The 14233-nt window shown below is 41.5% G+C and carries 7 protein-coding genes; 6 read left to right on the top strand and 1 reads right to left on the bottom strand.

Annotated elements, in window-relative coordinates; all coding sequences use genetic code 11:
- Positions 1 to 218 precede the first annotated feature (218 nt).
- The gene (gene gyrB / locus HYU69_00705; protein ID MBI2268856.1) at positions 219 to 2177 is read left to right on the top strand and encodes a DNA topoisomerase (ATP-hydrolyzing) subunit B; all 1959 of its coding nucleotides are present in this window, start codon (positions 219 to 221) and stop codon (positions 2175 to 2177) included.
- Positions 2178 to 2606: 429 nt separating this feature from the next.
- Here gyrB and HYU69_00700 read toward each other — a convergent pair whose 3' ends face one another.
- Positions 2607 to 6125: a gliding motility-associated C-terminal domain-containing protein gene (locus HYU69_00700; protein MBI2268855.1), complete on the bottom strand. Its 3519-nt coding sequence runs from the start codon at positions 6123 to 6125 to the stop codon at positions 2607 to 2609.
- 398 nt (positions 6126 to 6523) lie between these two features.
- Between HYU69_00700 and priA the strand changes: the two genes are divergently transcribed.
- From priA to HYU69_00675, 5 genes are all read left to right on the top strand, one after another.
- Positions 6524 to 9121, top strand: a complete 2598-nt coding sequence (gene priA / locus HYU69_00695) for a primosomal protein N' (GenBank protein ID MBI2268854.1) — start codon at positions 6524 to 6526, stop codon at positions 9119 to 9121.
- 99 nt (positions 9122 to 9220) lie between these two features.
- A complete protein-coding gene (locus tag HYU69_00690) occupies positions 9221 to 10825 on the top strand; it encodes a DNA polymerase/3'-5' exonuclease PolX (GenBank protein ID MBI2268853.1) in 1605 nt (534 codons plus the stop codon).
- A 35-nt stretch (positions 10826 to 10860) separates the two neighbouring features.
- Positions 10861 to 12378, top strand: coding sequence for a GH3 auxin-responsive promoter family protein (locus HYU69_00685; protein ID MBI2268852.1), 1518 nt, complete (start codon positions 10861 to 10863; stop codon positions 12376 to 12378).
- Positions 12368 to 13162, top strand: a complete 795-nt coding sequence (locus HYU69_00680) for a hypothetical protein (protein ID MBI2268851.1) — start codon at positions 12368 to 12370, stop codon at positions 13160 to 13162. Before HYU69_00685 ends, HYU69_00680 begins: the two co-directional genes overlap by 11 nt.
- Positions 13163 to 13298: 136 nt before the next feature.
- The gene (locus HYU69_00675; GenBank protein MBI2268850.1) at positions 13299 to 13928 is read left to right on the top strand and encodes a deoxynucleoside kinase; all 630 of its coding nucleotides are present in this window, start codon (positions 13299 to 13301) and stop codon (positions 13926 to 13928) included.
- Positions 13929 to 14233: the final 305 nt, after the last annotated feature.

Raw genomic sequence — 14233 nt, 5'->3', positions numbered from 1 at the left:
TCCTGAAAATCAGGTCGAAATTCCATTCGTTTCCGAACCCTTTTTAAGGTATAAAAATTTGGACAAACCCCGCTTAAAAATTTCAAAAAATCGCCTTAAAAAATCAACATCAAAATGTTAATAAAATACCTGATTTTATTGGGGTTTCAATAGGTTGCAACACGTTAAAAATGAGTAAATTTAAGCTTAAACTTTAAACCAAATTATTACCCTGAATTATGGAAGAAATTGTGAAAGAAACCGACTCAAAAAATTATGGTGCCGATAGTATACAGGTGCTTGAAGGATTAGAAGCAGTTCGTAAGCGTCCTGCCATGTACATTGGCGATATTGGCTTCAAAGGATTACACCACCTGGTGTATGAAGTTGTGGACAACTCTATTGACGAGGCTTTGGCCGGTCATTGTAAGAATATAGATGTTTTTATTAACGAAGATAATTCGGTGACCGTTAAAGATGACGGTCGTGGTATACCAACTGATATGCATGCAAAAGAGAAAAAATCAGCCCTTGAAGTCGTAATGACAGTATTGCACGCGGGTGGTAAATTTGATAAGGATAGCTATAAAGTGTCAGGCGGTCTGCACGGAGTGGGCGTATCATGCGTAAATGCCCTTTCCAGCCATTTAAAAGCCGAAGTACATAGGGAGGGTAAGATCTTTGTGCAGGAATACTCAATCGGGAAGCCTCTTTACCCTGTAAAGCAGATAGGTGAAACAACCGATCGTGGTACCATTGTTACGTTTAAGCCCGATACCTCCATTTTTACAGTAAGCGAGTATAATTACGAAACAATAGCTACGCGTATGCGTGAATTGGCTTTTTTAAATAAGCGCATTCGCATCAATTTAACAGATAAGCGTACCAAGGATGCTGAAGGGAACTATACTACCGAGTCATTTTATTCGGAAGGCGGATTAAAAGAGTTTGCACTTTATCTTGACGCTACCCGTGAAAAGCTTATCCCTGAAGTGATCTACATGGAAAGCGATAAGGGTATGCCTGTGGAAGTTGCTATGATGTATAATACATCCTATTCAGAGAATATTCACAGTTATGTAAATAATATTAATACCCATGAAGGAGGAACTCATTTGGCAGGCTTCCGCAGGGGTTTAACACGCACACTGAAAAACTATGCGGACAAAGCGGGATTGCTCCAGAAGTTAAAACTTGAAATAAGCGGGGATGATTTCCGCGAGGGCTTAACTGCTGTTATCTCTGTAAAGGTTCAGGAACCTCAGTTTGAGGGGCAAACGAAAACCAAATTAGGCAATAGCGAGGTAATGGGTTTTGTGGATACAGCCGTGAGCGAAATGCTCTCTAATTACCTTGAAGAAAATCCACGACAAGCAAAATTGATCGTCGATAAAGTTATACTTGCTGCTACTGCCCGTCATGCCGCTCGTAAGGCGCGTGAAATGGTGCAACGTAAGAATGTACTTACAGGAACAGGATTACCGGGTAAACTGGCCGACTGTTCCAATAACGATCCTGCGGCCTGCGAAATTTTTCTTGTTGAAGGTGATTCGGCAGGTGGAACCGCCAAACAGGGCCGTGACCGGAACTTTCAGGCCATTCTTCCCCTGCGTGGAAAAATATTGAACGTGGAAAAGGCCATGGAATATAAAATATATGAGAATGAGGAGATTAGGAATATGTTCACCGCACTTGGTCTTACACGCGGTACAGCGGAAGATGACAGGGCATTGAACCTCGACAAGCTACGTTACCACAAGATCGTTATCATGTGCGACGCGGATGTTGACGGAAGCCATATAACCACACTTATAATGACCTTCTTTTTCCGTTATATGAAAGAATTGATCGAGAACGGATATATCTATATCGCGACCCCGCCGCTTTATCTTGTTAAAAAGGGCAATAATCAGCGCTATTGCTGGAACGAAGAGCAGCGCGACATGGCCATCCGCGAAATAGGAGGAGAGGGCAAGGAAAGCACCGTAAACGTACAGCGCTATAAAGGTTTGGGTGAAATGAATGCAGAACAGTTATGGAACACTACAATGAATCCTAATAACCGCACATTGCGCCAGATCACTATTGAAAGTGCCGCAGAAGCGGACAGGATATTCTCCATGCTCATGGGAGATGAGGTTCCGCCACGCAGAGAATTCATTGAGAAGAACGCGAAATATGCGAAAATAGACGCGTAGGGAGTTTGCTTTGTATATGTATAATACCAAACCGCCAACAATAATGCCAAATACGCGGGGCATAATACCAACTAAGCAATCAAGTCCACGGTTTATTTTATCAGACTTGATGGCAAGTTGGTATAAGCTTTTACTTCGAAAAGGATAGATTTTGATATAGGTGCATTTACGGGTCGGAAGCCGGAAGTCCGAAGATTGAAGTCTTCGGACTTTCAACTTTTTAAAATTCAGCAATTTCCCAATTTTATTTATAATTCAATGCCATTAAGTTAAGGGCGCGAAGGACTTGAATACAAATAACTCCGATGCAATCGGAGGTTATTTAATTGTAGTATCTCTAACCCTGAACGGGTTGAATAACAAAGAAAAACCCCGACAAATCTGTCGGGGTTTTTCTTTGTTATATAAGGGCTTGAACCCTTGAGAAGTTTATCTTACAAGTGATATAAATCCTTTGTCTTCCACTATATCACCATCGAACTTGTAAGCTTTCAGCATGAAGTAGTAGGTTCCATCAGGACATTCTTTACCTGAAGTGGTTTTTCCTTCCCATGTATTGAAGAATCCGGTAACGGCATCAGGAGTTAACCCCGTTCCTTCCCACATTTGCAATCCCCAACGATCCCAGATAGTTATATCAAGTTTGGTAACACCTTTGGTTGTTATAACAAATACATCATTTTTCTTATCACCGTTCGGTGTGATAATGTTAGGAACCGCAATCTTAAATCCTGATACGGTTATATCCTTACATGTTGAGTCTTTACATCCGCCCGCATTGGCTACCACGCAGGCGTAAAATTTGCCATCAGTGGCATAAGTATGGGTTGGCGGAGTAGTGCCGGTGTATGGCGCGCTGCCATCGCCAAAATACCAGGTATAGGATGTTCCACCTGTGCTGGTATTGGTGAAATCAACTACTAACGGGCTTTCACCGATATATTTGGATGCAGTTAACCCTGCGGTGGGGCCTCCGCTGCTTGTAATACTCACTGTTGTTGTAGAAGTACAGCCTTTTGAATCCGATACCACCACAGTGTAAGTACCTGCAGACAGGTTGCTTGCAACAGAGCCAACGGCTGAATTACTCCACACATACGTTAGACCACCGGTACCACCTAAACCGGTAGCAGTAGCTGTACCATCCGATTGTCCACATGAAGCGTCAACTTTGGTTGCAGTTACTGTCGGAGGGTTTGAACTTCCAACTGTCGCTGCAGCAATACTTGTACAACCGTTGGCATCAGTAATAGTTACATTATAGGTGCCAGCAGATAAACCACTTATAGTAGCGGTTGTTGCACTATTGCTCCACATATACGTTAAAGCGCCTGTACCACCTGTACCTGAAGCCGTAGCGGTTCCATCACTGCTTCCGCAGGAAGCATCGGTTTTTGTTGCAGATGCTGTTGGGCCATTTGCGTTTCCGACTGTGGTAGCGTCAGTCATTGAACAGCCACTTGCGTCAGTAACAGTTACAACATAAGTTCCGGAGGCAAGACCCGTAATAGCCGCGCCTGTTTTACCACCGGTCCAGGAATAGGTCAATGAACCCGTGCCGCCACTTGCAGTAGCAGTAGCAGTTCCTGTACTTGCTCCGCAACTAGTTTGCGTTGAATCAGCTGTCACTGTAATGCCTAAAGCAGGTTCAGTAATAGTATAGCTGAATGACTTTGTACAAGCTTGCGCATCACTAATTTCTACAGTATAGGTGCCTGGATTCAGGCCACTAACGTTTTGCGTTTGTTTATTTATAGGAGACCAGTCAAACGTGTAAGGAGAAGTATTGCCACTAGGGTTAAGAGTAATGCTTCCGTTCTTAGCTCCCTTACATACAATTTGTGTGAGTGTTTCATTCATAACAAAAGGAGCAGGCTCGGTAATAGTAATAATTTTTGTGTTAGAGCAGGCAGTGCTCACATCCGTATAAGTAACGGTATAAGTGCCTGCTGAAACACCAATTATGCTGCTGCTGCTGCCTGAGCCTGTTTGACCAGAGCTCCATGCATAACTGTAGGTGCCTGAGCCTCCGGTTGCAGAAGTGTAAGCATTGCCATTTACATCACCGTTACATTTCAAGTTTTTCTGATTGTCAATTGCAATAGTAGGACCTCCTGCAGGAGGAGCAACCGTAGCCGAACCTGTAGCAGAGCAGTTATTGGCATCTTTAACTGTTACAACATAGGTGCCTGCAGCAAGACCCGTTATAGCAGCAGTTGTTTTACCATTGCTCCATGTATATGTTAATGCGCCTGTTCCGCCTGTTCCGTTAGCCGTTGCTGTACCTGTATTGGCGCCACAACCTGTTCCAGTAGAAGTTGGTGTTGGTAAACTAACCGCAGTAGCAGGTTCAGTAAGAGTTACTGCACTTGTGGCAGTACAGCCTTTGCTGTCTGTAACAGTTAAGTTATAGGTGCCGTTTGATAAGCCTGATAAGTTTTGAGTCGTTGCATTATTTGACCAGCTATAGGTAAAAGGACTTGTTCCTGAAGTAACAGTCAAAGTGGCTGTTCCGGTTGAAACACCTTTACATGCAACATCTACCTTAGCCAAAGAGGCGGATGGAGCGGGGTTAATTGAAACAGTAACTGTTCCTGTATTTGTACAGCTTGCAGCGGAAGTTACAGTTACGGTATATGTAGTAGTTGATGTTGGGCTCACTGTTACACTTGAAGTGCTGCCTGCGCCGCCAGACCAGGCATAAGTACTGCCTCCGGTTGCAGTTAAGGTAACACTGGTTGAGCCGGTTGCACATACACTCGATGGTGAAGCTGTTGCAGTCACTGTTGGTTTAGGATTAACAGTTATCGTGTGGCTTTCTGCAGATTCGCAGGAAGTACCACCGCCAACTGTATACGTAATTGTTATGTTACCGCTCAGGCCTGAAGTGTTCCAGTTGTTACCTGAAACCCCGGAGCCTGTCCAAACACCACCTGTTGTTGAAAGTCCATCTAAATAGGAAGTTAAACTAACGCTGCTGCTTGTTGCGCATAAGCTTGCAGGGGGAGTCCACGTTGTTTTATAAATAGGTAATACTTCGATAGTGTCGGTAAAAGTAGCGGTACATGCATTCACACCAGATAAAGTGTTATTCCAGGTGTAAGTAATGCCATATTTACCAACTTTAGCAGATGTAGGACAAAAACGGGCATTGGATCCAACGCCACCGCAATATTGAAGAAATGCTGCTCCGCAAGGGACGCCTGTAGAAGAGAAGCAGGTATAAGTAGCAGAACCACCCCAGTTTGTAAATGTACCTGTTCCGCCACCGGCACCGGTAAATGTTCCCGAACCTTTAACAGTATTTGTCGCGGTATCCCAAATGTACCATGGAACAGCGCTGTTATTTCCCGAGTCGAACATTTTAAATTCAACAAGCGCAGCAGGGCAAATGCCATAAAGCCAAACTCTTCCTGTCTTATTGTTCATAGAGCTACCAAACCAACCAGCCCATGTAAAATATTGTAATGGTGTGCCTGTTCCGGTATTAGACGCTCCAACTCTTAGTATGAGTGTTCCGTTCGACCATATTTCAAATATATTCTGGGTGTCGTTAAATGCATCAGTTTGAAAAACAATCAATGCTGCATGCTGCATCCACTCGCCAATAGCACCTGGGGTCCAGGCGGAGTCCCTAATATCGGTAGTAACGCAGGCAGCATTACAATTAACCGTTTTGCCCGGTGTAAAATCGTAAGTGGGTGTAGGGCAAGCAAGAGAAGCGGTTTTAGCTGCCTCAATTGATTTTTTAAGTGCAGTCACCGAAAATTCTTCTGCCGCTGCCGCTCTTCCGATAGCTTTTGGTACACCAAAATCAATAGAAGAAGCATCACCGGCTTTAACCTGAATAACACCGGTTGATCTTAAGTTTGTTTGCGCAAAACTGTGAGTTTGCGTAAATAACGCTACCGTTAAGACAGCGATAAGAAAAAGTTTGAAGTTTTTCATAGGGTTGAGGTTTAATTTGATGCACGTATTATTATGGGTATTTGCTTTCATAATTATTATAAGATTTCAAATGTACAAAAAAATATCAAAAAATCACTAAATTTAAGGCATTCGATGTTGATGCTTTGTATTAAAGACTTCAATCATTAAAAAAGTTGCATTACAGTCAGTTATATGTATTTAAATTACTGAAAATCAGAACATTAAAATAGTATTAAGCCGATCATTGCAGGTGTTTTCATTACACCAGCTATGAATTATCAAGGCAATGAATTTATCATAACATATTCCCTTAGGACTTCTTTTTCTTCCGCAGGTACCCGACACCTTATTTCTATCAATAATTTCAAAGAACTATTCCTATTTTTATCGGGCACAAAAGTTCTAATAAGCAAGATATGGCCGAACGATCAACTTGGTTTGTTGATGTTATTTTACCCCTTTCACTTCCTAACTTATATACATACAGGGTTCCGTATGAGTTAAATGATGCGATTAAAGCCGGACAGCGTGTAGTGGTGCAATTCGGGAAAAGTAAGTTGTATACTGCACTTGTGCGTAATATTCATTCTGCTCCCCCAAAACAATACGAGGCTAAATACCTTCACTCCATACTTGATGATAAGCCAATAGTAAACGAACGGCAACTGCAGTTATGGGATTGGATGGCATCATACTATATGTGCAACATAGGTGAGGTAATGAACGCGGCGCTTCCATCAGGTTTTAAGTTGTCGAGTGAAACTAAAATAATTCTTGATCCCGAATCGGACCCTGCAATAGATGGTGCGCAAAAAATAAATTACGAAAACCTGACGGATAAAGAATATCTGATCGTTGAGGCTTTGGAATTGAGGAGTATAATTACACTGAATGAGGCCGCTGAAATACTTGAACAAAAAACAGTTTATCCCGTTATAAAATCACTGCTCGGAAAAAGGGTCGTTATAGTGCAGGAAGAGTTGAAGGAGCGCTATAAGCCCCGTGTTCAGGCCTTTGTAAGGCTGAATGATGCAATGGGGAATGAAAGCAAGCTGAAGGAAGTATTGGATAAACTGGAGAAGAAAGCCGGAAAACAAATGGAAGTGATGCTGGCCTACATCAAATTGAGCAGACTTTACGAAAAGGACCAGTCAACAGAGTGGGTAAAGAAATCGGACTTACTTAAAGTTGTTGAAGGGACGGAGTCAGCTTTAAAGGCGCTTGTCAAAAAAAATATTTTTGATCTGCAAGAGTTTGAAGTCGGGCGTCTTATCAATAATAAATCAAATGGCCAACCGCAAAAAAAACTGAATGATGAACAGGAAGAGGGATTATTCAAAATAAAGAAACACTTTGAAACAAAAGATGTCGTATTGCTGCATGGTGTTACATCAAGCGGTAAAACAGAGATATATATTAAACTAATTGAAGAAACACTCAAGCAAGGCAAACAGGTTTTGTATCTCTTGCCGGAAATTGCTTTAACAACGCAGATCATTAATCGCCTGCAAAATGTTTTTGATGATAAAGTGGGAGTGTACCATTCTAAGTTCAATGAGAACGAAAGGGTGGAGATATGGAATAAGGTTTTAGGAGGAACGGGGGACGAGGGGCGAGGGGCGAGGGAAGAAACACAAAGAGAGGAAAGTCACAGGTCAGAAACTGGAAAACGCCCCTCGTCCCCCGCCCCTCGTCCCTTGTCCCTTATATTAGGAGCACGTTCATCTCTCTTTCTCCCCTTTTCAAATTTAGGTTTGATAATTGTTGACGAAGAGCACGACACCTCGTATAAGCAATTCGATCCGGCACCCCGTTACAACGCACGCGATAGCGCTATTTTCCTGGCACAGGTACATAAAACCAAAGTGCTGCTCGGTTCGGCAACTCCTTCGCTCGAAAGTTATTATAATACGCAAACAGGTAAATATGGTTTAGTTGAATTGTTTCAGCGTCACGGCGGGGTACAAATGCCGGAGATACAACTTGTGGATATTAAAGAAGCAACCAGGAAGAAAATGATGAAGTCACATTTCTCACCACAACTTCTGGAAGGTGTTGAATTTGCTTTGAAAAATAAAGAGCAGGTGATCCTATTTCAGAACCGCAGGGGTTTTTCGCCGGTTATTGAATGTAACGCCTGTGCCTGGACTCCCCAGTGTAAGAATTGTGATGTTTCATTAACGTATCATAAAACCGGTAACCAGCTACGCTGTCATTATTGTGGTTATAATATAAGTGTACCGGCGAAGTGTGAAGCTTGCGGCGACACTAATTTAAAGACCAAGGGTTTTGGTACTGAAAAAATAGAGGAGGAGTTGGGTATCTATTTCCCCGCTGCACGGGTATCGCGAATGGATCTTGATACAACCCGAACAAAATATGCGCACCGGCAGATCATCTCTGATTTCGAAGACAGGAATATTGACATCCTTGTGGGCACGCAAATGGTTACGAAGGGACTCGACTTTGATAATGTTGCGCTGGTTGGCATATTGAATGCGGACAGCATGCTCAATTTTCCCGACTTTCGCTCATTTGAACGAAGCTACCAGTTAATGGCCCAGGTATCGGGGCGCGCTGGCAGAAAAGATAAGCGAGGCAAAGTAATTATTCAAACCTATAATCCCGGACATGCTGTTATAAATGATGTGGTGAATAATAATTATTTGTCGATGTACACCTCGCAATTGCTTGACCGAAAAAATTTTAATTACCCGCCCTTTTATCGGTTAATTGAAATAACACTTAAGTTTAAGGATATGGATGTGTTGAATGAAGGCGCTAAATTTGTTGCCGGCAAACTACGTGAGCAATTGGGATCAAGGGTATTGGGGCCTGAATTTCCTTTAGTAGCAAGGGTTAGGAATGAGTACCTGAAAGCCATCATGATAAAAGTTGAGCGAGAAACTTCCATTACTTCAGCAAAAAAAATAATAAATGAAGTGTTTGTTGATTTTAAAAATCAACCCGCTTTTAAGCAGGTAAAATTACATGTTGACGTTGACCCGTTGTAACATCAACGAATAACGAATAAAAAACGAATTTACGAATGCTAGCACGAATATTCATTCTATATATTCGTAAATTCGTACAAATTCGTTATTCGTTGATTTGTGAATACAGAAGAAATTATCAAATCCCTTAAGTTGACAGCAAAGCTGATGGAGCTTCACAACGAGAATCCGTTCAAGGTGAAGTCGATAAGTAACGCTGTTTTTAAATTAGACAAAGTGGGTGTTGACCTTGCAAGTGCATCGCTCAATGAGTTAGAGCAAATTGATGGGATCGGGAAAGGGATAGCAAATAAAATTCACGAACTGCAGACAACAAATGAGTTAAAAGAGCTCAATCAATTGATGGGTATTACTCCTGTTGGTGTTGTTGACATGCTTACGATCAAAGGGCTCGGTCCCAAAAAAGTGGGTCAGCTCTGGCACGAACTCAATATTGAATCCACCGGCGAACTGCTTTATGCATGCCATGAGAATCGCCTGGTGGCTTTAAAAGGTTTCGGAGCTAAAACACAGGAAGCTGTTAAAAGGGCAATAGAATTCAAGCAGGCCAATGCGGGAAAATTTCATTACGCTTCTGTTGAGCAATACGCAAATGAGTTGGTTGACCTGTTGAAACAGAAATACAAAACGGAGTTGGTTTCATTAACAGGAGCGATTCGCAGAAAGTGTGAGGTGCTGGAACAAGTCGATATTTTAGTTGGATCAGAAAGTGAAATTGAATTACCTGTTGTAAAAGATGCACCGGGCATCTCCGTCGACCTTATTACGTGCAGTCCGGATGATTTTTATTCTACACTTTTTAAAACTACAGCTACACCTGAACATATCAGCAGCACAGATTTTCAACCTATGCTGAAAGCGGTATCTGAAGAAAAGATTTATGCATCATTAGGCCTCCCATACATAGAACCGGAACTGCGTGAAGGTTTGAACGAAGTTGAACTGGCGAGGAAAAACAGGCTCCTCAAATTAATTGAAGTAGCTGACCTGAAAGGCATTTTGCACAACCATTCAACCTACAGCGATGGATATAATACATTAAAAGACATGGCCCTTTATTGTAAAGAACTGGGGTATGAATATTTAGGCATTTGTGATCACTCGCAGACTGCCGTTTATGCTAACGGCCTTAAACCTGAACGGGTAATTGAGCAGCAGAAGGAAATTGAGCAATTAAATATACAATTAGCACCCTTTAAAATTTTTAAAGGCATTGAATCCGATATATTAAATGACGGCTCGCTTGATTACAAAGAGGATGTTTTAAAAACATTTGATTTTGTGGTGGCCTCCATTCACCAGAATTTTAAAATGGATATTGACAAAGCAACTTCACGTTTAATAAAGGCCATCGAGAATCCCTATACCACTATACTTGGTCATCCCACAGGCCGCTTGCTATTATATCGGGCAGGTTACCCTGTTGATCATAAAAAAATAATTGATGCATGTGCTGCCAATAATGTGGTGATGGAACTGAATTCACATCCTTACCGTTTGGATATTGACTGGCGATGGATAAGGTACTGCCTGGAAAAGGGCGTTAAGATCTCTATTAATCCCGACGCGCATGAAAAGCAGGGCTATCATGATATGTATTTTGGTGTGTGCGTGGCACGAAAAGGCATGCTTACAAAAGAGATGTGTTTTAATGCATTAACCTGCGAAGAAATAGAAAAATACTTTAGCGTTAAAAAATCATAATTCTTAATTTTGTAATCTTTAATCTGTAATTCACCTTGCCAATTCTCAACTCCATAGCATCCTGGTGGATGCGTAAACGAATGCATCAGATTGCCCTGTTTATGAAGTACCCGCATGATGTGCAGGAGGAATGGTTGAGGCGGCTTATTGAACAGGCAAAGGGTACGGAGTGGGGAAAGAAATATGATTATACCACACTAGAAACTTACAGACAATTCAATGAGCGCATTCCATTACAGGATTATGATACTATTAAACCCTTTATAGAAAGAGCACGCAGAGGAGAGCAAAATATTTTGTGGCCGGGTGAAACCAGGTGGTTCGCGAAATCCTCAGGCACTACAAGTGATAAAAGCAAATTCATTCCGGTTACCGAAAACTCTCTTGAAGAGAGTCATTACAATGGTGGCCGCGATATGGTTGCGATACATTGCAGTAACCGGCCCGAAACAAAGTTATTCACCGGGAAGAATCTTGCGCTGGCGGGCTCTTACCAGGTTGATAAATATGGTCAGCACGAATCTTATCACGGCGACCTTTCAGCTATTGTGATCCGGAACCTGCCCCTGTGGGCCGAATTTTTACGTGCGCCTGATCTTTCCATTGCACTTATTGATGAATGGGAGAAGAAGCTTGATAAAATGGCACGAGCCACTATGGACGAGAATGTAACAAGTATTGCCGGCGTTCCGTCCTGGCTTTTAATTTTACTTAAGCGTATCCTTCAGCTTAAAGGCAAAGCCAGTATTACAGAAGTATGGCCGAACCTCGAAGTTTTTTTTCATGGAGGAGTTAACTTTTCGCCGTATAAGGACCAATTTAAGCGCCTGTTCGGTTCAGATACGGTAAGCTATATCGAATTGTACAATGCATCTGAAGGATTTTTCGGGATACAGGATCAGGCATATTCTGATGAGTTATTGTTGATGCTCGATTATGGTATTTATTACGAGTTTATTCCAATGAACGAGTGGGGTGAGGAAGCAGTTGCGATACCATTGTCGGAAGTAGAACTTCATAAAAATTACGCAGTCGTAATATCTACCAACGCGGGCCTCTGGCGCTATATACTTGGGGACACTGTAAAGTTTACATCGCTCATTCCTTATCGTTTTAAAATTACTGGTCGCACCAAACATTTTATAAATGCATTTGGTGAAGAACTTATTATTGATAATGCCGACAACGCGCTTAAAATAGCCTGTGAGAAAACAGGGGCGGTCATTAAAGAATATGCCGCCGCTCCGGCTTATATGAATGATATTACGGGTGGTTTGCACGAATGGCTCATTGAATTTGAACAGCCACCGGAAAATATTGGTTATTTTGGAGAGGTCCTTGATAATGCTTTAAAATCGCTGAACTCAGATTATGAAGCAAAGCGGTATAATAATTTTATTTTGCGGGCTCCGTTAATTCATATAGCCGGTGCCGACTTGTTTTATAAATGGATGAAGGTGCATAATAAATTAGGTGGTCAGAATAAAATACCGCGTTTGTCGAACGATAGGAAACTTATGGAAGAATTGTTAAATATGAATAATGAAAAGTAGAGTAAGGAATATCATTGTTTTATCCTTGTTGTTTGTTGCTTTCCAGCAATCAAATATTGTGCTTGTCAGGACGATTGCAGTTAAAGGCGAATCTATTACAACTGATAATTTATCCAATATCTATTTGCTCAATAATGATGTACTCCAGAAGTATGATCCACAGGGTAACCCGTTAAGATCATACAGTAACAAAACACTCGGTAAAATAACAACGGTAGATGCCGGCAACCCGATGAAAGTTGTTTTGTTTTACCGTAATTTTTTGCAGATCGTTTTTCTGGATAATACTTTATCACAAAATGGCGACCCTGTGTCCATTGAAGCGCTTGGTTATCCGCAAACACAATTGGTTTGCTCTTCGCATAACAGCGGGATATGGATCTACAACCAGCAGAATTTTGAATTGATCCGTTTCGATCAGAACCTGCAGGTGGCGGGCCAGACAGGCAACCTGGCTCAATTATTGGGTATTGATCTGAAACCCGATTATATGGTCCAATACAATAACCGGCTGTTTGTTAATGATCCTTCTGTGGGTATTCTGGTGTTTGATGCTTTTGGTACCTATTCTAAAACCATACCGTTAAAAAATATTTCAGAATTCCAATTTCAGGAAGACAAAATCATATATTACCGGGATGGTAAGCTGAACAATTTCAATATGGAGACACTGGAGCAGGGCAGATCTGCTGTGCCTGATTCAACCGCGGTTTCCGTGAAGCTTGCAAACGATAAACTATATCTGCTTCAAAAGGGTGCATTGGCAATTTATTCTGTGAAATAAATATTTCACAAAAGCAAAGAACGATCCCGAATTATTTTCCTCAAAATATTTTTGAACAAAGCTTTGCAAAGTGGGGAGTTTTCGTATTTTTAACGGGCTTAATAAAAAGTAATTTTTAATTTCTAATTTTTTTGAAATGCATATAGCGATAGCAGGAAACATCGGGTCAGGTAAAACCACTTTAACAACTCTTTTAGCTAAGCATTACAGCTGGTTGCCCCATTACGAAGATGCCGATGATAATCCCTACCTGAATGATTTTTATGATGATATGCAGAGATGGTCGTTTAACCTGCAGGTGTTCTTTCTTCAGAATCGATTCAGCAAGGTGCTGGAGCTGCGGAAGAATAAAAAGACAATTATACAGGATCGTACTATTTATGAAGATGCTTACATTTTTGCTCCTAACCTGCATTCAATGGGCTTGATGACCACCCGCGATTTTGAAAGCTATCTGCAGCTGTTTAAGCTGATGGAGTCGCTGATCAGCCCCCCCGATGTGTTGGTATACCTGCGTGCTTCCGTTTCTACCCTGGTTAACAATATTCAAAAGCGTGGCCGTGATTACGAAAGTGCTATCCGTATAGATTACCTTAAACGTTTGAATGAGCGTTATGAGGCATGGGTATCTGAATATGAAGTGCAATATAAGAAGAACAGTAAATTGCTCATCATTGATGTTGATGAAAATAATTTTTCTGAGAAAAAAGAGGATCTTGGAAAAGTGATAACTAAAGTGGATTCGGTAATTAACGGGTTGTTTTAAAGAACGTACTTAGATTTAAAATCCCGCCTGATGCAATTCGTGTCAATCCCGAGGAACGAGGGACTGGTATTTGAAGGCTGCAAATTCACAATTGATTTTTATAAAGATTCATGAATACTTCGTTTACATTACGACGAATATTACAATTTCTACACTCTATACCGGAATTACTAGAAGCCATCTCAAAAATGTTTTGTCATGATTAATACGCATGCAATCTGTACAAACCCTAAGTAATTCTGTGCTTTATACTCATTGCGAACCACACACTTTCTGTAATTTTGAATCCAAGCAAAAAGTCGTTC

The organism is Bacteroidota bacterium, from assembly GCA_016183775.1.
Lineage (GTDB): Bacteria > Bacteroidota > Bacteroidia > JABDFU01 > JABDFU01 > JABDFU01.
This window is presented reverse-complemented; position numbering and strand designations above follow the sequence as displayed.